General features: G+C 69.7%; 21 protein-coding genes and 1 pseudogene. 16 read left to right on the forward strand and 6 right to left on the reverse strand.

The genetic code is table 11. From position 1 onward, the window contains the following. The first annotated feature begins 210 nt into the window (after positions 1-210). The 11 genes from ACQPXB_RS14440 to ACQPXB_RS14490 all read left to right on the forward strand — a co-directional run bounded on the left by ACQPXB_RS14440 (position 211) and on the right by ACQPXB_RS14490 (position 12170). Positions 211-762 carry a cupin gene (locus tag ACQPXB_RS14440; RefSeq protein WP_366583221.1) on the forward strand — a complete coding sequence of 184 codons (552 nt, stop codon included), beginning with the start codon at positions 211-213 and terminating at the stop codon, positions 760-762. A 76-nt stretch (positions 763-838) separates the two neighbouring features. Further along, on the forward strand, positions 839-1696 hold the full coding sequence (locus ACQPXB_RS14445) for an NAD(P)-dependent oxidoreductase (RefSeq protein ID WP_386956380.1): 858 nt from the start codon (positions 839-841) through the stop codon (positions 1694-1696). A 177-nt stretch (positions 1697-1873) separates the two neighbouring features. After that, entirely contained in the window at positions 1874-2269 is a 396-nt protein-coding gene (locus tag ACQPXB_RS14450) for a DUF948 domain-containing protein (RefSeq protein WP_364047556.1), read from the forward strand. Then, the gene (locus ACQPXB_RS14455) at positions 2266-2565 is read left to right on the forward strand and encodes a hypothetical protein (protein WP_366583222.1); all 300 of its coding nucleotides are present in this window, start codon (positions 2266-2268) and stop codon (positions 2563-2565) included. Before ACQPXB_RS14450 ends, ACQPXB_RS14455 begins: the two co-directional genes overlap by 4 nt. 109 nt (positions 2566-2674) lie before the next feature. Then, positions 2675-5338: an alanine--tRNA ligase gene (gene alaS, locus ACQPXB_RS14460; RefSeq protein WP_386956379.1), complete on the forward strand. Its 2664-nt coding sequence runs from the start codon at positions 2675-2677 to the stop codon at positions 5336-5338. Further along, a complete protein-coding gene (gene ruvX / locus ACQPXB_RS14465) occupies positions 5328-5828 on the forward strand; it encodes a Holliday junction resolvase RuvX (RefSeq protein WP_364047562.1) in 501 nt (166 codons plus the stop codon). Before alaS ends, ruvX begins: the two co-directional genes overlap by 11 nt. Before the next feature lie 896 nt (positions 5829-6724). Further along, a complete protein-coding gene (mltG, locus tag ACQPXB_RS14470; protein ID WP_432852178.1) occupies positions 6725-8383 on the forward strand; it encodes an endolytic transglycosylase MltG in 1659 nt (552 codons plus the stop codon). After that, complete coding sequence (locus ACQPXB_RS14475; protein WP_432852181.1) at positions 8352-9233, forward strand: shikimate dehydrogenase; 882 nt, start codon at positions 8352-8354, stop codon at positions 9231-9233. The genes mltG and ACQPXB_RS14475 overlap by 32 nt, the downstream gene beginning before the upstream one ends. A gap of 63 nt (positions 9234-9296) precedes the next feature. Further along, on the forward strand, positions 9297-10574 hold the full coding sequence (locus tag ACQPXB_RS14480; RefSeq protein WP_432852184.1) for a GrpB family protein: 1278 nt from the start codon (positions 9297-9299) through the stop codon (positions 10572-10574). After that, positions 10571-11209 carry an HAD-IA family hydrolase gene (locus ACQPXB_RS14485; protein WP_432852187.1) on the forward strand — a complete coding sequence of 213 codons (639 nt, stop codon included), beginning with the start codon at positions 10571-10573 and terminating at the stop codon, positions 11207-11209. Before ACQPXB_RS14480 ends, ACQPXB_RS14485 begins: the two co-directional genes overlap by 4 nt. A 19-nt stretch (positions 11210-11228) precedes the next feature. Continuing rightward, positions 11229-12170, forward strand: a complete 942-nt coding sequence (locus ACQPXB_RS14490; protein ID WP_432852190.1) for a D-2-hydroxyacid dehydrogenase family protein — start codon at positions 11229-11231, stop codon at positions 12168-12170. A 327-nt stretch (positions 12171-12497) separates the two neighbouring features. Here ACQPXB_RS14490 and ACQPXB_RS14495 read toward each other — a convergent pair. Further along, a pseudogene (locus tag ACQPXB_RS14495) lies at positions 12498-12668 on the reverse strand (NUDIX hydrolase); the annotation flags it as partial. 281 nt (positions 12669-12949) lie between these two features. Here ACQPXB_RS14495 and ACQPXB_RS14500 point away from each other — a divergent pair. Together ACQPXB_RS14500 and ACQPXB_RS14505 are read left to right on the forward strand one after the other, a co-directional pair. Beyond that, entirely contained in the window at positions 12950-13198 is a 249-nt protein-coding gene (locus ACQPXB_RS14500; RefSeq protein WP_432852193.1) for a hypothetical protein, read from the forward strand. Further along, positions 13198-13749 carry a hypothetical protein gene (locus tag ACQPXB_RS14505; protein WP_432852196.1) on the forward strand — a complete coding sequence of 184 codons (552 nt, stop codon included), beginning with the start codon at positions 13198-13200 and terminating at the stop codon, positions 13747-13749. The genes ACQPXB_RS14500 and ACQPXB_RS14505 overlap by 1 nt, the downstream gene beginning before the upstream one ends. A 252-nt stretch (positions 13750-14001) precedes the next feature. Here ACQPXB_RS14505 and ACQPXB_RS14510 read toward each other — a convergent pair whose 3' ends face one another. From ACQPXB_RS14510 to ACQPXB_RS14525, 4 genes are all read right to left on the reverse strand, one after another. Further along, positions 14002-14817, reverse strand: coding sequence for a serine hydrolase domain-containing protein (locus ACQPXB_RS14510; RefSeq protein WP_386956373.1), 816 nt, complete (start codon positions 14815-14817; stop codon positions 14002-14004). A gap of 187 nt (positions 14818-15004) precedes the next feature. After that, the gene (locus ACQPXB_RS14515) at positions 15005-15274 is read right to left on the reverse strand and encodes an HPr family phosphocarrier protein (RefSeq protein ID WP_432852199.1); all 270 of its coding nucleotides are present in this window, start codon (positions 15272-15274) and stop codon (positions 15005-15007) included. Positions 15275-15308: 34 nt separating this feature from the next. After that, a complete protein-coding gene (locus tag ACQPXB_RS14520; protein ID WP_366583233.1) occupies positions 15309-16547 on the reverse strand; it encodes a PTS transporter subunit EIIC in 1239 nt (412 codons plus the stop codon). Further along, positions 16544-17353, reverse strand: a complete 810-nt coding sequence (locus ACQPXB_RS14525) for a GntR family transcriptional regulator (protein ID WP_354882768.1) — start codon at positions 17351-17353, stop codon at positions 16544-16546. Before ACQPXB_RS14525 ends, ACQPXB_RS14520 begins: the two co-directional genes overlap by 4 nt. A 165-nt stretch (positions 17354-17518) precedes the next feature. On the opposite strand from ACQPXB_RS14525, the gene ACQPXB_RS14530 reads away from it, so the two are divergent. Then, the gene (locus ACQPXB_RS14530; RefSeq protein WP_364047580.1) at positions 17519-17830 is read left to right on the forward strand and encodes a PTS glucose/sucrose transporter subunit IIB; all 312 of its coding nucleotides are present in this window, start codon (positions 17519-17521) and stop codon (positions 17828-17830) included. Further along, positions 17827-18282, forward strand: a complete 456-nt coding sequence (locus ACQPXB_RS14535; protein WP_366583234.1) for a PTS sugar transporter subunit IIA — start codon at positions 17827-17829, stop codon at positions 18280-18282. The genes ACQPXB_RS14530 and ACQPXB_RS14535 overlap by 4 nt, the downstream gene beginning before the upstream one ends. A gap of 89 nt (positions 18283-18371) precedes the next feature. Here the strand turns inward: ACQPXB_RS14535 and ACQPXB_RS14540 are convergent, their stop codons facing one another. Further along, positions 18372-18809 (reverse strand): Rieske (2Fe-2S) protein, encoded by a 438-nt coding sequence (locus tag ACQPXB_RS14540; protein ID WP_366583235.1) that lies wholly within the window; start codon positions 18807-18809, stop codon positions 18372-18374. A gap of 129 nt (positions 18810-18938) precedes the next feature. On the opposite strand from ACQPXB_RS14540, the gene ACQPXB_RS14545 reads away from it, so the two are divergent. Continuing rightward, positions 18939-19340 (forward strand): hypothetical protein, encoded by a 402-nt coding sequence (locus ACQPXB_RS14545; RefSeq protein ID WP_432856623.1) that lies wholly within the window; start codon positions 18939-18941, stop codon positions 19338-19340. Positions 19341-19344 lie beyond the last annotated feature (4 nt).

Here is a 19344-nt window from a genome sequence, read left to right on the forward strand (position 1 = left end):
TACATGGCAGGTATACCCGAGGTGTATAGCCGAGTTTGCGCACGTCACGCACCTGGAGTGATCAACTGTGCCGCCAGGGCAGTGTTGGTTCCCCCTTCGATCCCGCTCGCTGAAACTCCCGTGAACGTCGCCACTTTCTTCCGTATAACGGCGGAAGCGGGAATGTCCGGCCGTCGGGCCGGTTGATTCCCGGCGACGGAGGGGGTGGCGATGACGCTGCTGACGGTGTGGCCCGACGACCAGCCCGGGCACGTGCTGCTGCGGACCGAGGACCCGGGGACGATCACGGCCGAGCTGGCCCGCATCGGGGTCGAGTTCGGCCGCTGGCCGGTGGACGGGCCGCTGCCCGGCGCCAGTGAGTCCGAGGTGCTTGCCCGGTTCCGGGACCGCATCGACTCGCGCACCACGGCCGTGGGCTACCACGCCGTCGACGTGCTCGCGGGCGACTTCGGCGCGGCCGAACGCAGCCTGCCGCGCGACGAGGACCGGTTCTTCGTGACCGGCTCCGCCGTCTGGTACCTGCACGCGGGCCGCCAGGTCCACGCCGTGCTGTGCGAGCCCGGCGACCTGCTCGGCATCCCGGCGCACACCCGCCACTGGCACGACGGCGGCTCGAACCCCGGCCACGTGACCATCCGCGTGCGCCACCCGGCTTCGGGCTCGGCGACGCCGTGGGCCGAACCATTGCGCGCCGGCGACTTCCCCGGTTTCGACGAGCTGGTGGCCGGCCGCGCGTCGACCTGGCCCGCGCTGAGCCACTGACGCCACCGACGCCACTGACACCACCGACGCTTCGGGCCTGCCTGCGCGCCGGGGCGCCGGCAGGCACGATGGAGCCATGACCACTGTCGCTTTCCTGGGCACCGGAATCATGGGCCACCCGATGGCCGCCAACCTCGTCCGCGCCGGCGTCTCGCTGCGCGTGTGGAACCGCACCCGCAGCAAGGCCGAGCCGCTGGCCGCCGACGGCGCCACGGTCGTCGACACCCCCGCCGAAGCCGCGGCGGGCGCCGACGTGCTCGTCACGATGCTGTCCGACGGGCCCACGGTCGCCGACGTCTTCGCCGCCGCGGACGTCAAGGCCGGCACGGTCTGGCTGCAGATGAGCACCGTCGGCACGGAGTGGATCGCCACGCTGGCCGAGGCCGCGGAGAAGGCCGGCGTCGTGTTCGTCGACTGCCCGGTGATGGGCACGAAGGTCCCCGCCGAGCAGGCGCAGCTGCAGGTCCTGGCCGCCGGCCCGGACGACGCGCACGAGGCCGCTGCGCCGGTCTTCGACGCCGTCGGCTCGCGCACGCGCTGGCTGGGCACCGAGCCCGGCACCGCCACGCGGCTCAAGCTGGTGATGAACGCCTGGGTGCTGGCGCTGACCAACGGCACGGCCGAGAGCCTCGCGCTCGCCCGTGCCCTCGGCATCGACCCGCAGCTGTTCTTCGACGTGATGGAGGGGACCGGCTTCGACGTCGGCTACGCGCGCATGAAGGGCCCGCTCATGCTCTCGGGCGACTACCCGGCGAGCTTCCCCGCCGCGCTGGCCGCCAAGGACGCGCGGCTCGTGGTGGAGGCCGCGGGAGACACCGTCGACGTCGCCGGGGCCGCGGCGACGCTGGCCCACCTGCAGGCCGCCGTCGACGCCGGCCACGGCGAGGAGGACATGGCGGTGCTGTACCGGGCCGTGGCCAAACAGGACGACTGATCACCACCCGAACCCTCCGCCGGCTCGCCCGGTGGAGGGTTCGGCACGGGGCACAACCGCTGGTCGGAAGCGGTTCGGATGCGCTGAGTGACCGAGCGGCGGGGCGACACCGCCGAACGGCTGGCCAGGCGGTAACCTCACTGGCACCGAAGACCCGTGCAACCCCGAGGAGGGCCCGTGTCGGCAGGGCAGATCGCCGCGCTGATCGCCGCAGGAGCATTCGTCGTGCTGGTCTTGCTGCTGGCGATCCCGCTGCTCAAGCTCGGCCGCACGCTCGACGAGGCGACGATCGCGATCCGCAAGGCCCACGAGAACAGCGACCCGATCCTGCTGGGCGCCAACGAGACGATCACCCACGTGAACACCCAGCTCGAGCGCGTCGACGGGATCACCGCCAACGCGCAGGCCGTCACGGGCAACGTCTCGGCGCTGTCCTCGGTGTTCACCGCGACCCTCGGCGGCCCGCTCGTGAAGACCGCCGCGCTGTCCTACGGGATCAGCAAGGCGATCCGCGCGCGCCGCAAGAAGCAGGAAGCGAAGGCCCAGCGGCCCGCTCGCCGGAGGAAGAAGTGAAGCGTCTGTTCTGGCTCGGTGTCGGCGTCATCGCCGGCGTCGCGCTCACCCGCAAGGCCGGGGAAACGGCTCGTCAGGCCACTCCCTCGGGGTTAGCATCGAACCTGGGCGAGGCCGTGCGCGAGCTGGCCGGCGCCGTCGGTTCGTTCGGCGCCGAGGTGCGCGCCGGGATGAGCGAACGGGAACAGGAGCTGCACGACATGGTCGAGGAACGGACCGCGTACCCCGCACCCCACGGTGCGGGCCGGCACGCTGCCGCGCGCCCCGTCCGGCGAGCTCGCCGGGCGGAAGGCTGAGCTTCTCGCGCCCGCGAGCAGCGTCCTTCCGCCGTCGCCGCCTCCCCCTCTTTTCCCGGTCCGATCTTCGCGCCGAGCGGTGCGCGGACCCCAGCCCGAGGACACACCCGTGGACACACACGAGATCACCGAACGATTCCTGCGCCACTACGAGGCGAAGGGGCACACCCGCGTGCCCAGCGCCTCGCTGATCCTCGACGACCCGAACCTGCTGTTCGTGAACGCCGGCATGGTGCAGTTCAAGCCGTACTTCCTCGGTGAGGTGCCGCCGCCGTACTCGCGCGCGACCTCCGTGCAGAAGTGCGTGCGCACGCCCGACATCGACGAGGTCGGCAAGACCACGCGGCACAACACGTTCTTCCAGATGGCCGGCAACTTCTCGTTCGGCGACTACTTCAAGGAAGGCGCGATCGAGTCGGCCTGGGAGCTGATCACCGGGCCGCAGTCCGAGGGCGGCTACGGGCTCGACCCCGACCGGATCTGGGCGACCGTGTTCGAGGACGACGCCGAAGCGGCGGGGCTGTGGCGCAAGCTCACCGGCCTGCCGTCCGAGCGCATCCAGCAGCGCGGCATGGAGGACAACTTCTGGTCCATGGGCATCCCCGGCCCGTGCGGACCGAGCTCCGAGATCTACTACGACCGCGGCCCCGACTACGGCCGTGAAGGCGGGCCCGTCGCGGACGAGGACCGCTACATCGAGATCTGGAACCTGGTGTTCATGCAGAACATCCGGGGCGAGGGCGCGGGCAAGAAGAACTTCCCGATCCTCGGTGACCTGCCGGCCAAGAACATCGACACCGGCATGGGTGTCGAGCGCGTGGCGACGATCCTGCAGGGCGTCGAGAACGTCTACGAGACCGACCTGGTCCGCCCGGTGATCGGCCGCGCCGAGGAGTTCTCGGGCCGCCGCTACGGCGCCAACCACGTCGACGACGTCCGCTTCCGCGTGATCGCCGACCACGCGCGCACCGGCGTGCTGCTGATCGGCGACGGCGTCACGCCCGGCAACGACGGCCGCGGCTACGTGCTGCGCCGGCTGCTGCGCCGCATCGTCCGCTCCACGCGCCTGCTGGGCGTGCACGAGCCGGTGCTGCAGGCGTTCGCCGAGGTCGTGCGCGACACCATGGGCCCGACGTACGCGAACCTGGTCACGGACTTCGACCGCATCTCCGAGGTCGTGCGCGTGGAGGAGGAGGCGTTCCTCGCCACCCTCACCAGCGGTTCGCGCATCTTCGACCTGGCGGCGGCCGAGACGAAGAACTCCGGCGGCGACGTGCTCGCGGGCGACAAGGCGTTCCAGCTGCACGACACCTACGGCTTCCCGATCGACCTCACGCTGGAGATGGCGGCCGAGCAGGGCCTGAGCGTCGACGAGGACGGGTTCCGCACGCTCATGGAGCAGCAGCGCACCCGGGCGAAGGCCGACGCGGCGCAGCGCAAGCACGGCCACGGCGACCTGTCCGAGTACCGCAAACTGCTGGAGCAGAACGGCGAGACCGAGTTCCTCGGCTACACCGAGCTGCAGGCGTCCGCGAAGGTCGTCGGCCTGCTCGAGGACGGGCAGCCGGTGCGCAGCGTCTCGGCGGGCCACAAGGCGGAACTGGTGCTCGACCGCACCCCGTTCTACGCCGAAAGCGGCGGCCAGGTCGCCGACATCGGCGTGCTGCTCGGCGACGGCGTGAAGCTGAACGTGCTCGACGTGCAGAAGATCGTGCCGGGCCTGTTCGTGCACCGCGTGGAGGTCACCGACGGCGAGGTCGGCATCGGCACCGAGCTCACCGGCTCGGTCGACGCCGCGCGGCGCCTGTCGATCGAGCGGTCGCACTCGGCGACGCACCTGGTGCACGCGGCCGTGCGCGGCGCGTACGGCAAGCGCGCAGCGCAGGCCGGCTCGCTCAACTCGCCGGGCCGGATGCGGTTCGACTTCACCACGCCCGCCTCGGTGTCGACCGACATCCTCACCGAGGTCGAGGAAGAGGTGAACGACTACCTGCAGACCGACGTCGAGGTGCAGAGCTACATCACCACGAAGGACAAGGCGCTCGAGCTGGGCGCGGTCGCGCTGTTCGGCGAGAAGTACGGCAACGACGTGCGCGTGGTCGACATGGGCGACTACTCGCGCGAGCTGTGCGGTGGCACGCACGTGGACCGCATCGGCCAGCTGGGCCTGGTGAAGCTCGTGGGCGACTCGTCGATCGGGTCGGGCGTGCACCGCGTCGAGGCGCTGGTGGGCCCGGACGCGCTGAAGCACGTGCGCAAGGAGCAGCTGCTCGTGTCGCAGCTGGCGAACACGTTCAAGGTGCCGACCGACGAGCTGCCGGGCCGCATCGAGGACGTGCTCTCGCGGCTGAAGAACGCGGAGAAGGAGATCGAGCAGCTGCGCACGCAGCAGGTGCTCGGCTCGGCGGGCGCGCTCACCGACAAGGCGCAGGACATCGGTGGCGTGTCGGTGGTCGCGGAGGTCGTGCCCGACGTCGACGGCAACGGGCTGCGGGCGCTCGCGTCCGACGTCCGCGGCCGCCTGGGCGACCGGCCCGGCGTGGTGGCGCTGTTCTCGCCCTCCGGTGACAAGGTGGCGTTCGTCGTGGCGACCACGTCGGCGGCGCGCGACCAGGGCATCGCGGCGGGCAAGCTCGTGCCGTCGTTCGCCGAGGCCATCGGTGGCCGCGGTGGCGGCAAGCCCGACATGGCGCAGGGCGGCGGCAGCAACCCGGCCGGCGCGCAGCAGGCCGTCGAGGCGCTGCGCGCAGCGGTCGCGGGCATTGGCCGCTAGCTCCCGGCGGGACCCGGATCGGCCCGGTGAGTCCGATCCGGGCCGCGGCAGGCGGCTCGGGGTCGATGTCGGGTCTGTCCGGGTGGGGGTGGCGCTCAGCGATCCCGCCCCCATCCTCGCGAGCCCGCTCGTTACCCTCTCCCGTGATGCGAAGGACGACAGCGATCTGGACAAGCTTGCCGAACTCGTCACCGAACACGAGGTGGTCGAGGTGATCGTGGGCTTGCCGAAGACACTGGCGAACCGAGCCGGACCCGCCGCGCAGATCGCGGTGGAGTATGCCGACAAGCTGGCCACGCGGGTCGGCGACGTGCCGGTGCGCCTCGCCGACGAACGGTTGACGACGGTCACGGCGTCCCGAATGCTTTCCCAGCGGGGGGTCAAGGGACGCAAGCAGCGGGCGGTGGTCGACCAGGCCGCCGCCGTCGAGATCCTGCAGGCCTGGCTCGACGCCGCCGCCGCGCAGCGCGCCCGGAAAGGCGAGTCATGACCGAGCCCCGCGGTCCCGAGAACGAGGGCGGCCGCCGACGATTGCGCGACCCCGGCACCACGCCGCCGGGCGGACCCCGGCGCGCCCGGCGCACACCACCGCCGTCCGGCGGCCACCACGCAGCCCCCGACCCGTACGACGACGCCCCGCCGCCCCCTCCCCCCAGCGGCGGCCGGCGCCGCCGTCGCGAGGCCGCGGACGAGGTGCCGCCTCCGCCGGCTCCACCGGGTCCTCCCGGACCTCCTGCACCTCCTGCATCTCCGCCGGCCACCGGCCGTCGCCGCCGTCGCGAGCCCGCCGACGTGCCGCCTCCCGACCTCCCACAGCCGTCGGGTGACCCCCGGCATGGTGACCTGCCGCAGCCTTCGGGCCCGCGCGGTGCCGATCTGCCGCCGCCCTCGGGCCCTCGTGACACCGAATTGCCGCCGCCCTCGGGTGACCCTCGGCATGGTGACCTGCCGCAACCGTCGCGTGGGCGCGGCGCGGATCTGCCCCAGCCTCCCGGCGACCCGCGGGGAGCCGATCTCCAGCCGCCTTCGGGTCCGCGTGGTGATCTGCCGCAGCCTTCGGGTCCGCGTGGTACCGATCTCCCGTTGCCTCCCGGCAACCCGCGCGGTGCCGGCGAGATGCCGCCTCCTCCGCCGGGCCCGCCGCCCGCCGCGCCGCGCCGTCGTCGCCGCGCCGAGCCGGGCGAGGTGCCTCCGGCACCCCCGCGCCGCCGCCCGCGCGCGGACACCGGCGACCTGCCGCTGCCCGGCGACCCCGGCCCCTCACGTCCGGTCCGCCGCCCCGCCGGCCCGCCGGACGGCTCGATGCCGCCCGACCCGCGCTTTGCCGGTCCGGTTGATGGTTCGATGCCTCCGGACCCCCGTTTCAACGGTCCCGTTGAAGGCTCCATGCCGCCGGCCCCCCGGTTCGCCGGTCCGCCCGACGGCTCCATGCCTCGCGACCCGCGTTTCAACGGTCCGGTCGACGGCTCCATGCCGCCGGATCCGCGTTTCAACACTCCTGCCGACGGCTCGATGCCGCCGGACCCGCGTTTCAACGGCCCCGCTGACGGCTCGATGCCGCCGGACCCCCGTTTCGCCGGCCCGGTCGACGGCTCCATGCCGCCCGACCCGCGCTTCAGCGGTCCCGCCGACGGTTCGATGCCGCCCGACCCGCGGCTCGGCCGGCCGGGCCCGGCGCCGCGGCGCCGGCCGCAGCCGGTCGAGCACCCGACCGACGTGATCCCGACCGTGCCGGACTCGGCGCCGCAGGAGCGTGAGCAGCTCGACGACCTGTTCGGCGACGACGACTACGAAGACGAGTACCGCGAAGACGGCGAATACGACCAGGCGTACGACGACGAGGAGTACGGCGAGTACGAAGACGCCGACTACGAAGACGAGGAATACGCCGAAGAAGCCGCACCCGCCAAGAAAAAGAAGAAGCGCAAGCGCAGCAAGCGCGCGCTGGGCTGGGTCGCGGCGCTGCTGGTCCTCGTGGTCTTCGCCGGCGGCGCGTACTACGGCTACCAGAAGATCTTCGGCTACAACGACTACGACGGCACCGGCGAAGGCAGCGCGCTCATCCAGGTCGAGGACGGTGACACCACGTCGGCGATCGGCGGCAAGCTGGTGGACGCGGGCGTCGTCGCGAGCACCACGGCGTTCGTGAAGGCCGGCGCGCAGAACACCGCGCTGAGCCGGATCCAGCAGGGCTACTACCTGCTCAAGCAGCACATGTCCGGCGAGAGCGCGGTGTCGATGATCACCTCGCCGGCCGCGCACGTCGGACGGCTGGAGATCCGCCCGTACATGCAGCTCGACGACGTGAAACAGCCCAACAACACCGTCGCGCCGGGCGTCTACTCGCTGATCTCCAAGGCCTCGTGCGCCGAGCTCGACGGCAAGAGCACCTGCGTCTCCACCGACGCGCTGCGCAAGACCGTCGCGGACGCCGACCTCAAGACGCTCGGCGTGCCCGACTGGGCGGTGGACCCCGCGCAGAAGGCCCTGAGCAAGGACAAGCGCATCGAAGGCCTGATCGCGCCGGGGCTCTACGACGTCAAACCGGGCTGGACCGCGTCGGAGCTGATCACGAACCTCGTGAAACAGTCCTCCTCGGCGATCCAGGCCGCCGGCCTCACCACGCAGAGCACCGGGCCCAAGCAGACGCCGTACGAGACGCTGATCATCGCGTCGCTCATCGAGCGTGAAGCGATCACCCCCGACTTCCCCAAGATCTCGCGGGTCATCTACAACCGGCTCGACCAGAAGATCAAGCTCGGCTTCGACTCGACCGTGAACTACGTGGTCGACAAACCGACCCTGCTCACGAACAAGGCGGATCGAGAAGCACCGGGGCCGTACAACACGTACCTGAACTACGGCCTCCCGCCGACCCCGATCGGGGTGCCCAGCACCGCCGCCCTCAAGGCGGCGCTCAACCCGCCGGACGGCGACGAGCTGTACTTCGTGAAGTGCGAGAAGGACGGGCACTCCTGCTTCGCCTCGAATCTGGTCGACCACAACAAGAACCGTGACCTGGCGCAGTCCCGTGGCGTCTTCTGACGGGCCCCGCAAGGCCGCGGTGCTCGGCAAGCCGATCGAGCACTCGCTTTCGCCGGTGCTGCACCGCGCGGCGTTCGATGCGCTCGGGCTCACGGACTGGACGTACGAGCGCGTGGAGACCGGGGCCGACGAGCTGCCCGGCTTCGTCGACGGGCTCGGCCCCGAGTGGGTCGGCCTGTCGGTGACGATGCCGGGCAAACGCCGGGCGCTCGACCACGCGGCCGAGGTCACGCCGCGCGCGGCGGCCGTCGGTGCGGCGAACACGCTGGTGCGCGTCGAAGGCGGCTGGCTCGCCGACTGCACCGACGTCGACGGCGTCACGGGCGCGTTGCGGGCCGCCGGTGGGTACACCCCTTCGCCGGGTGACCGGGCCGTGGTGCTCGGCGCCGGCGGGACGGCGGCGGCCGCGGTGGTCGGGCTCGCCGCAATGGGCGTGGCGGCCGCGAGTCTCGTGGTGCGCGAGCCGGCGCGGGCGGGGGAGACGCTCGACGCGGCCAAGAGCGCGGGCCTCGAGGTCGACGTGCTCCGGTGGTCCGAAGTGGACTTCCCAGCCCTGGCGGCGCGCACGGCCGTGCTGGTGAACACCGTGCCGCCGGAGGCTGTGCTGGCTCACGTTCCCGCGCTCGCGGGCGTGCCCAGCGCGCTGGACGTGATCTACCACCCGTGGCCGACGCCGCTGGCCGAAGCCGTTGCCGCCCGGGGCGGCCGGTTGGCGACGGGGCTGGACATGTTGCTGCACCAGGCATTCGGCCAGGCGGAGCACTTCACGGGCCGGCCGGCGCCGCGGGAGGAAATGCGCTCCGCGCTGCGAGCGGCGACGGGGGACATCCTGCCGCTGCCGATTTCGTGAGGCAGGCCTCGCGCCGCGCTGTTATTCTGGCCGACTGCCCGTTTGCCGAGTCCAGGGGGACGCATGTCGGAAACCAGCCAGCAGCCGCGCAGCGACGAGGAGATCCGGGACTCCTGGGTCGACGAGCCGCCGCGCCTCGACACCACGGTGACGCTCGCCGAGTACGACTTGCAGTGGCCGGTGTTGTTCGAACGCGAAGCTGAGCGGATTCGCACAGCGCTGGGGGAGAAGGTGGTGCTCCTCGAACACGTCGGGTCCACTTCGGTTCCCGGTCTCGCCGCCAAGCCGATCATCGACATCCTGCTGGAGGTCCCGGACTCCGACGACGAGGACGCCTACGTGTCGGCCCTCGAAGCCGCGGGCTACCGGCTCGTGATCCGGGAGCCGGACTGGGAGAAGCACCGGTGCTTCTCCGGGACAGACCCGAGGGTCAACCTCCACGTCCACTCGCCGGGTAACGGCCAGACCGAGCGGTATCTCCTCTTCCGTGATCGAATGCGAACACATCCTGAGGAACTCGCAACATATCTTGCGAAGAAGCGCGCACTGGCTGCGAAAACCTGGACATACATCCAGCACTACGCGGACGCCAAGAGCGAGGTCATCGACGAGATCGTCGGCCGTGCCCGCGCCGCGCGGCTCGAAGCCGCGCAGTACGACGCGTTCAGCCAGGCGTATGCCGAGCACGCGGCGAAGAGCGTCACGAACGCGCTCTACGACCGGCCGGCGATCGTGGAGCTGGCCGGTGAGGTGGCGGGCAAGCGCGTGCTCGACGTCGGGTGCGCGGCCGGCCACCTGAGCGCGTTGCTCGCCGGCCGCGGTGCGGAGGTGCTGGGTGTCGACGTGAGTGAAGGCCTGATCTCTCTGGCGCGCAAGGAGTTCGGTCACCTGGCGAAGTTCGAGATCGCCGACGTCGCGAGGCCACTGTCCCTTGAGGACGGTTCAGTCGACGTCGTCACCGCGTCTCTGGTCCTCCACTACCTGGAGGATTTCGGACCGACGTTGTCCGAATTCCACCGCGTCTTGCGCCCGGGCGGACAGCTTGTGTTCTCCGTCCACCACCCGGGTGAGGACTGGCACTGGTTCGACCGCGAGAACTACTTCGAGACCGAGCTGCTCGACGACGAGTTCCTGCTCGGTTCTTACCGTCAGGCGGTGCAGTTCTACCGTCGGCCGCTGAGCCGGACGTTCGACGCGGTGCGCGACGCCGGGTTCATCGTCGACCGCCTGGTGGAGCCGATGCCCGTGGCCAAGGCCGACGAGGTCGACCCGCGGATCGCCAAGGGGCTGCGGACGAAGCCGCGGTTCCTGTACTTCCGTTGTGTGGCAGGAGAAGCATGATCGTGGCGTGCCGTGCGGTGCTGTTCGACGTCGACGGGGTGCTGGTGGACTCCACGGCGTCGGGCGAACGGTCGTGGACGCGGTGGGCGCACGAGCACGGGCTGGACCCGGCCGTTGTGCTCGACGGTGTGCACGGCCGCCGGTCCACGGAGACGGTGCGGATGCACCTGCCCGAGGACCAAGCCGAGGAAGGTCTGCGCCGGATCGACGGGCTGGAGATCGGCGACGCGGGCACCACCGTCGCCATCCCCGGCGCGGCCGAGCTGCTCGCGAGCCTGGCCGGCAACTGGGCCGTGGTCACGTCGGCGTCGCGGCCGTTGCTCGAAGCCCGGCTCGCCGCCGCGGGGCTGCCGCTCGCGCCCGTGATCGTGACCGCCGCGGACGTGTCGCGGGGCAAACCGGACCCCGAGGGCTATCTGCTCGGGGCGCGGCGGGTCAGTGTGCCGATCGGGGAGTGCGCGATCTTCGAGGACAGCGACAACGGCCTGGCCGCTGCGGTGGCGGCGGGTCCTGCCGCCGTGGTGGGTGTGGGCCGTGGGGCGCTGGATTCGTCTGCCGCGCCCGTGGTCCAGGACCTGTCCGGGATTCGCTGGACCGGCGCCGGCTTGCGGGTGGACGCGGTTCTGCGCGCGTGAGCGGACTACGGTGGGGCGCATGAAGATCGCGATCCTCGACGACTATCAGAACGTCGCGCTCACCTATGCCGACTGGGACTCCCTCGGTGCCGACATCGAGGTCTTCACGGAGGCCTTCACCGGTCCCGATGACGTCGTCCGCAAGCTGGCGGGTTTCGACGTCGCGGTGGCGATGCGTGAGCGCACGCGGTTTCCGGCGGAGGTTTTGGACCGGTTGCCGGATTTGCGGCTGTTGGTGAGTACTGGGCGACGTAACGCGGCGATCGATGTCGCGGCGGCGAAGCGCAACGGGGTTGTGGTTTCGGCGACGGGGTACCTCGGGCCGCCGACGTTGGAGCACACGTGGGCCTTGATCCTTGCTGCGGCCCGGAATCTGCCGGCCGACGTGCAGTCGATGCGTGACGGTGGATGGCAGGTCGGGGTCGGGACCGTGTTGAGCGGGAAGACGCTGGGGCTGCTCGGATTGGGGCGGCTCGGGAGTGCGTCAGCGCGGATCGGGCAGGCGTTCGGGATGGAGACGATCGCGTGGAGCCCGAACCTGACGGCGGAGAAGGCTGCGGAGCACGGGGTGACGGCCGTCGGCAAGGAAGAGCTGTTCGAGCGCAGTGATGTGTTGTCGGTGCACGTGGTTTTGTCCGACCGCAGCCGCGGCCTGGTCGGGGCGGCGGAGCTGGCCCGGATGAAGCCGACGGCGTTGCTGGTGAACACGTCTCGCGGGCCGATTGTGGATGAGGCCGCGTTGGTGGCCGCCTTGCGTTCGCGGCAGATCGCCGCGGCGGCATTGGATGTGTACGACGTGGAACCGTTGCCGGCCGATCATGCGGTGCGTGGTCTCGACAATGTGATTCTGACGCCCCATGTCGGGTACGTGAGCCGGGAGACGTACGAGATCTTCTACCGGGATGCGGTGGAGGACATTGCGGCGTTTCGGAGTGGGGAGCCGATTCGTGTGATGGAGTGAGTGGTTTCCGCGGTTCTGTGTGGTTCTTTGCAGTTCTCGCGGGAGCGTGTTGCGTGGGGTGCTGGGGAGGGGCTGGGTGCTGAGTTGGTTGGGATGGGTCCGTCGCCTTGGGTGGGTGGGTGGGTGGGTGAAGCGCCCCAATGTGGCTTTGGCGATGTCTCATTTGCTGACATAGCCTGGACGGCATGGGCGCCGAACGGGATCAGTGCAGGTCAGGGCGCCTCGTGACCTGGAAAGCTGATCGAGCTCGGTGAGCGAGGGTTCAAGGTCTACTCGGCGCACGGCGATCGGGACCTGGCCGATCCCGACGATTGGTTCATCCCGCGGATCGAGGTCGTCCACGCGGCGCGGTTTACCCCCACGCGCCAGGTGAACCACGTGGTACTCCCAGCGCTCGCCGTTCGGCGCCTCGACGTCTGTCAACCCGACCTTGACCCACCGGTTGTCGTAGACCAGCCGCTCACTGAACGTCTTCCACGACCGATGCTCGTCAGCCACGCTCGCGGCCTGCGGCGCGGAGGACGTCCACGGCAGGTGCAGCGGGGTGCCCGCGTGCGCCGGGATTCCCCCAGGTCAGGGGCATGATCGGATCGACCGGCGTAGTTGCACGGTTCGCCGGGCACATTGTTGCCAGTTGACTACTATCAGTGTTGGTCATGCAGGTTGATCGACGGAGGGGCCAAGGGGAGGACACCGTGGGGAGCGAGCGGCAGCCAGCAGACGGCGGGGGTAGCCGGCCTCTACCGCAGGCCCAACCATCCGGCCGTGCCGGATACCTCATGCCGGAAGAGCAGGCGAAGCGGCAGGCCCGGGACGACTGGTACGACGAGGGCATGAACTCCGCTGGTGTCAAGGTCTACCAGCAGCGCCAGCAAGAAGACGCAGCAGCCAACGCCGCGGCCGCAGGCGGCGGGTACGTCATGGACGCCGAGCCGATGCGCAAGGACAAAGTCAATGCACTTGGCTCCACGTGGTCCGTATCCGACACGGGAGCTATGTCGAATTCGTCGGATTGGCGAGTTCGGTAATGACTAACCCCTACGCATCTGCAATGTCGCCCAATCGTTGGATTTCCCCCGATCTGGTCAGGAAGATTGAAGCAATCTCAATCCGATGGGGTTCTATTGGCATCATCCTCGGACTACTGTTGATCATTTCTATACCTATTTTCGGCTACAGCCTTCCCACGTCCTACGATCCCGCTACCGTGCTTACCGTAGGATTGGGAGTTATAACTGCTTGCTGTTTGCTGATGTCGGGGATCGGCTTAATTGTGGCGCGCTCGTACGTGTCAACTGGATACCTTGAACAGAGAAAAGAGTACACCGTAATCGGAGTGCAACTGAGCGCATTTATTCCAGCCTGGTTGGCGACCATCGTATTCGTGCCTTGGTACGCTCTGTCGGTGATAACATCGGGCAACTACTCGAACCAAGAGCAGCTGCACTTCACGGCGACGATCGCACTCTACATATTACTTCCAGCAATTGCGGCTCTCGGTGTTACTGCCAATCTTGCAATCGCCTATTTTCTATTCTTTTCTTCGCGTCACAGGTCGCAGTTCAGGTCTGCGCCGTAAACCTGAACTGTCACGCCGCATGAGCCAATCTCACCGCCCTTGTGTCAGAGCATGAGGTTAGGTGAGTTTCTTAATGGGACGGGTTCGCGACAACCCGTCCCATCGACGTTTCTCCTGCTGGAAGGCCATCTGCACCTGCCCCGACGGGGGACAGTGAGTCACGTGCTCGACACCCACCCGTCCCACCAGTGCTGGGTAACACTCATGCAACCAAACAGGGCTTCACCTCGGGTGCGTTGAGGCGGTGAGTGCTCAGCCCTTCAGTTCGACCAGTACCGCGTCCGTGAAGGGGGGCCAGGCGTCGGCGGCCCAGGGGCCGAAGGAGCGGTCCGAGAGGGCGACGCAGGCGTGGCCGGAGTCGGGGTCGACCCAGAGGAAGGTGCCGGACTGGCCGAAGTGGCCGAAGGTGCGTGGGGAGCTCGCGGAGCCGGTCCAGTGGGGGGACTTGTGGTCGCGCAGTTCGAAGCCGAGGCCCCAGTCGTTGGGTTTCTGGTAGCCGAAGCCGGGGAGGACGCCGTTCAGTCCGGGGAAGGCGACGTCGGTGGCGGCGGCGAGGGTGGCGGGCGCGAGGAGTTTCGGGGACTGGAGTTCGGCGGCGAACACGAGCAAATCGTCCACAGTGGACGCGGCGCCGGAGGCGGGGGAGCCGTCCAGGACGGTGGCGGTCATGCCCAGCGGGTCGAGCAGGGCTTCGCGCTGGTAGTCGGCGAAGGGGATGCCCGAGTGTTCGGTGAGGGTCTCCGCCAGGACCTCGAAGCCGGCGTTGGAGTACAGGCGGCGGGTGCCGGGCGGGGCCATCTCCTTGTGCGCGTCGAAGGCCAGGCCGGAGGTGTGGGCGAGCAGGTGGCGCACGGTCGAGCCCTCGGGGCCGGCGGGGGTGTCCAGCTCGACCACGCCCTCCTCGAGCGCGATGTGCGCCGTGTACGCGGTGAGCAGCTTGGTCACCGACGCCAGGCGGAACACGCGGGCGGAATCGCCGTGGCGGTCGCGCACCTCGCCGCCGGCGGAAACCACTCCGGCCGCGGCGTTGTCCACCGGCCACTCGTCGATCAGGCGCAGGCTGTCCATACCCGCCAGCTTAACTGTGCTGCTTGGTGCCGATCCGACCGCAGTCGCGGCGGAAACCGTTCACTCGCGCGGTGACCGCCGGTCAGGGTGTCCGGATCGGCAAGCGGCCGGGAAACGTGCGAAGGGGCCACCCTGCACCGGAATTCCCGGTGCAGGGTGGCCCCTCCGACTGCCCCTGGAGCGGTACCTACTGAGCGTCGAGATCCGTGGCGACGAGCTCCGCCACCGCGTCGATCGCGGCGTCGGCGCCCTCGCCCTCGGCGCTGATGACGACCTCGTCGCCGAACGCGGCGGCGAGCGTCATCAGGTTGAGCACGCTGCCGGCGGCCACCGGGTCGCCGCCGGCCTTGGCGATGGTCACCGCGACGGGTTGCGCCGCGGCCGCCTTGGCGACCAGCGCGGCCGGCCTGGCGTGCAGGCCCACCTTGCTGGCCACGGTGACTCGTTTCTCCGGCATGATCGTCCTCTCTCGGTTTTCCTTGTGGTCGAGCTTACTTAGCGGCCGTGCGGTCGAGGTCGGCCTCGATCGTGTCGTCCTCGCGGCCCGGGGTGCGCATGTTCCACTTCGTGATCACGAAGCGGAACACCACGTAGTAGATGACGGCGAAGACCAGGCCGATCGGGATCAGCAGCCACGCCTTGTGCGCGGTGTCCAGCGACGAGTTCAGGGCGAAGTCGATCGCGCCGCCCGAGAACGAGAAGCCGAGGTGGATGCCCAGCGCGTTGCAGACGGCCAGCGAGACACCGGTCATGATCGCGTGGAAGATGTACAGCGGCCACGCGACGAACATGAACGCGAACTCGATCGGCTCCGTGACACCCGTGATGAACGAGGTCAGCGCCGCCGAGATCATGATCGAGCCCACGATCTTCTTCTGGCCCGGCTTCGCGGTCTGCCAGATCGCCAGCGCCGCGGCGGGCAGGGCGAACATGAAGATCGGGAAGAAGCCGGTCATGAACGAGCCGGAACCCTGCACGTGGGTGAAGAAGTTGTTGAGGTCACCGCCGCCGAAGATGAACCACACCGGCACGTTGAGCAGCTGGTGCAGGCCGATCGGGATGAGCAGGCGGTTGAGCACGCCGTAGATGCCGCCACCGATCACCGGCGAGCCCACGACGGCCTGGCCGATCGCGTTGATGCCGTGGTCGACGTACTTGAAGACCAGGCCGAAGATCACGCCGAGGATGATCATCGAGAACGCGGTGATGATCGGCACGAACCGGCGGCCGCCGAAGAAGGCGAGCCAGCTCGGCAGCTTGATCCGGTAGTAGCGCTGCCACAGCAGGGCGGCGACGATACCGCTGATCACACCGGTCAGCACGCTGTAGGGCCAGTGGATCGGCGCCCCGTCCCAGCCGGGCTTGTAGCCCTCCTGGCTGCTGATCGGCGCGATGGCCTGGATGACCTTGTTGAACACGACCCAGCCGACGACCGCGGCCACGGCCGTCGAACCGTCGCCCTTGCGCGCGAAACCGACCGCGATACCGATGGCGAACAGCAGGGGCAGCCAGTCGAACAGGCCACCGCCCGCGGCGCCGATCACGGCCGCGACCTTGTCCCAGCCGAGGCCGGTCTTGCCGAAAACGTCGTCCTGGCCCAGCCGGTTGAGAAGACCGGCAGCGGGCAAGACGGCGATGGGGAGCATCAGGCTGCGACCGAAGCGCTGCAGCCCCGCGAGCCCGCCGCCGCTCTTCTTGCCCTTCGCCCCCTCTGTGGTGGTGGCGCTCATCGTCGGGTACCTCCGTAGTGGGGTTGGTGGCCGGAATCCGGGGTGTTCCGGTCCAACTGCATGGTCACCTGGTAGTGATCTCCCCGGTACCAGGACGTCATGTCCTCCACCGGCTCTCCGCCTGCGCTGGAGACCCGGCGGAAGACGAGGAGCGGAGTGCCGGTGCGCATGCCGAGCAGGCGCGCCGTCTCGCGATCCGCGGACTCGGCCCACACCGTCTGGTACGCCTGGTCCGGCCGCAGGTCGTAGGCCTCGGCCAGCTGGGCGTACAGGGAACGGGTGAGGTCGAGGTCGAGCAGTCCGGGCGTACGGCCCGCGTGGTACCAGCCGCGTTCCACGGCCAGCGGCACGCCGTCCGCTCGCCGCAGCCGCACCAGCCGGTGAGCCGCCACGCCCTCGGCGAGGCCGAGTGCGTGCGCCGAGGTCACCGGCGGGACCTCGAGCGACGTGGACACCACCTCCGTGGTGGGGGTGAGCCCGCGCCGGCGCATGTCGTCAGTGAAGGACATCAGGTAGAGCTGCAACTCCATGCGGCGCGCGGCGGTGAACGTGCCCTTGCCGCGCACCCGGGCCAGCAGGCCCTCTTCGACGAGCTTGCCGATCGCCGAGCGGACCGTGAGGCGCGAGACACCGTAGCGCTGGGCGAGCTCCCGCTCCGACGGGATCGGCGAACCGGGCGGGAGCTCGCGCTCCACGGACCGGCGCAGGATCTCGCGCAGCTGGGCGTGCTTGGGCGTGGGCCCGTTGATCACCCGGTCCACCCGGTCGACGCCGTCGGGCGGCGGGACGTGCGCGGCAGCGCTCATCGGTGTCACCCTCCTTCTGTCGTCGCACCGGGCGACCGGTGCTCGCGTCTTCGCCGGAAGATTGGTACGTTCCGGTCTAGACCAATAATTCCGATGGGGCAGGATGCTCCGCCTCGCGAGCGGGTGTCAACCACCGTTATGCGTTCGTGGCCTGCGGCGACGTGCATGCCGACGAACGGCGTAGTAGTGGTGGAGCGCACTGGCTCACGTGGGGAACCAACGGGAAACGAGGAGGCCGCGATGGCGGATGACAGGCCTGAAAAGATTCTCGCGGCGCTCGGCGGCGTGGACAACGTCGTCGAGATCGAAGGCTGCATCACGCGCCTTCGCTGCGAGCTGGAGGACACCAGCCTCGTCGACGAGGCGGCGCTCAAGGCCGCCGGCGCGATGGGCGTGGTGAAGATGGGCTCCGCGGTGCAGGTGATCGTCGGCCCCGAGGCGGACACGATCGCCAGTGACATCGAGGACCTGATGTGAGCCTCGAGATCCTGAGCCCCGTCGCGGGCGAGGTCGTCGCGATCACCGAGGTGCCCGACCCGGTGTTCGCCGAGGCGATGGTCGGCCCCGGCATCGCCGTGAAGCCGAGCGGCGGACGCTCCGACGCCGTCGCGCCGGTCGACGGCACCGTCGTGACCCTGCACCCGCACGCCTTCGTGGTGGCGACCGAGGACGGGCGCGCCGTGCTCGTGCACCTCGGCATCGACACGGTGAAGGAGAAGGGCGAGGGCTTCACCCTCCACGTGGTCAAGGGCGAGTCGGTGCGCGCCGGCCAGCCGGTGATCGGCTGGGACCCCGAGGCCGTGGCGGCCGCCGGCTACTCGCCGATCGTGCCCGTGGTCGGGCTCGACGCCCAGGCCGACGTGCTCACGGGCCTCGAGCCCGGGCGCACGGTCGCGGCGGGCGACCCGCTGTTCGGCTGGAACGGCTGAGCTTTTCCGGGCTTTCGACGCCGAAGGGCCCCTTGTGGACGGTGATCGTCCACAAGGGGCCCTTCGCGTGCGTTGGGCGGTTCACGTCGTCAGGCGGTGACGACCTCTCCGTTGTCGACCTTCACGTTGATCTTCGGCAGCGGCTTCTCGGCCGGGCCGTTCTTCACCGCGCCGGTGAGCGAGTCGTACACCGAACCGTGGCAGGGGCAGTGGATCTCGGCGCCCTGCGGCGGGTTCACGGTGCAGCCCTGGTGGGTGCAGATGGCGCTGAAGCAGTTCACGGTTCCGGCGGTGGGCTGGGCCACGATCACGTCCTGGCCGTCGGGGGTCTTGGCGGACTTCGCCTGGCCGACGGGCACGTCGGCCAGCGCGATCACCTTCCCGCCGGGCTTGGGGGCGTCGCCGCCCGAGGAGCCCGAGTCCGAGCCGGCGCCACAGGCCGCGAGGGCGACGGTGCCCGCGGCGACGCCGGCGACGGTGGCCCCGGTGGTGAGGACGGAGCGGCGGGAAAACAGTTCGGCAGTCATGCCCTACTAACGAGATGATCGTCCGTGTGGTTCACCCGTTCACCGCAAAGCGTTGCCCGGTGAACCGGATCGCCTGTGTTTCCGTGTAGTGGGGGAGAGGGATTCGGACGGGTGAAGGAGAACATCATGCTGGCCAACTGGATGCGAGGGTTGGGCGCGATCGGGCTGGTCGGGTCCGCCGCGGTCCACTTCTACCTGTACTTCGGCAGCGGCTACTCGGACATCGCCGTGGTCGGTCCGCTGTTCCTGGTGAACGGGATCGCCGGGATCGTGATCGCCGTCGCACTGCTGTTCTGGCACCACTGGGTGCCGCCGTTCTTCACGTTCGGCTTCGGCGGCGTGACGTTGCTCGCGTACCTGCTGTCGGTGACCGTGGGGCTGTACGGCGTGCACGACCAGTTCAACAGCCAGTTCGAGTACTGGGGCGTGATCACCGAGGCGCTGTGCGTGATCTGCGGCCTGGTGCTGCTGGTGCAGGAGGTGCGCGCCCGGCAGTCTTCCGGCGGGCACGCGGTGCCGGCCGGACGCTGACCGG

Source organism: Amycolatopsis sp. CA-161197, assembly GCF_050942255.1.
Classification (GTDB): Bacteria; Actinomycetota; Actinomycetes; order Mycobacteriales; family Pseudonocardiaceae; genus Amycolatopsis.

What these genes read in the sequence shown, in the direction of transcription:
- ACQPXB_RS14440 (WP_366583221.1), top strand. Translation starts at nt 211, where the DNA reads ATGACGCTGCTGACGGTGTGGCCCGACGACCAGCCCGGGCACGTGCTG.
- ACQPXB_RS14445 (WP_386956380.1), top strand. Translation starts at nt 839, where the DNA reads ATGACCACTGTCGCTTTCCTGGGCACCGGAATCATGGGCCACCCGATG.
- mltG (WP_432852178.1), top strand. Translation starts at nt 6,725, where the DNA reads ATGCCGCCGGCCCCCCGGTTCGCCGGTCCGCCCGACGGCTCCATGCCT.
- ACQPXB_RS14480 (WP_432852184.1), top strand. Translation starts at nt 9,297, where the DNA reads ATGTCGGAAACCAGCCAGCAGCCGCGCAGCGACGAGGAGATCCGGGAC.
- ACQPXB_RS14485 (WP_432852187.1), top strand. Translation starts at nt 10,571, where the DNA reads ATGATCGTGGCGTGCCGTGCGGTGCTGTTCGACGTCGACGGGGTGCTG.
- ACQPXB_RS14490 (WP_432852190.1), top strand. Translation starts at nt 11,229, where the DNA reads ATGAAGATCGCGATCCTCGACGACTATCAGAACGTCGCGCTCACCTAT.
- ACQPXB_RS14500 (WP_432852193.1), top strand. Translation starts at nt 12,950, where the DNA reads ATGCCGGAAGAGCAGGCGAAGCGGCAGGCCCGGGACGACTGGTACGAC.
- ACQPXB_RS14505 (WP_432852196.1), top strand. Translation starts at nt 13,198, where the DNA reads ATGACTAACCCCTACGCATCTGCAATGTCGCCCAATCGTTGGATTTCC.
- ACQPXB_RS14510 (WP_386956373.1), bottom strand. Translation starts at nt 14,817, where the DNA reads ATGGACAGCCTGCGCCTGATCGACGAGTGGCCGGTGGACAACGCCGCG.
- ACQPXB_RS14515 (WP_432852199.1), bottom strand. Translation starts at nt 15,274, where the DNA reads ATGCCGGAGAAACGAGTCACCGTGGCCAGCAAGGTGGGCCTGCACGCC.
- ACQPXB_RS14520 (WP_366583233.1), bottom strand. Translation starts at nt 16,547, where the DNA reads ATGAGCGCCACCACCACAGAGGGGGCGAAGGGCAAGAAGAGCGGCGGC.
- ACQPXB_RS14525 (WP_354882768.1), bottom strand. Translation starts at nt 17,353, where the DNA reads ATGAGCGCTGCCGCGCACGTCCCGCCGCCCGACGGCGTCGACCGGGTG.
- ACQPXB_RS14530 (WP_364047580.1), top strand. Translation starts at nt 17,519, where the DNA reads ATGCCGACGAACGGCGTAGTAGTGGTGGAGCGCACTGGCTCACGTGGG.
- ACQPXB_RS14540 (WP_366583235.1), bottom strand. Translation starts at nt 18,809, where the DNA reads ATGACTGCCGAACTGTTTTCCCGCCGCTCCGTCCTCACCACCGGGGCC.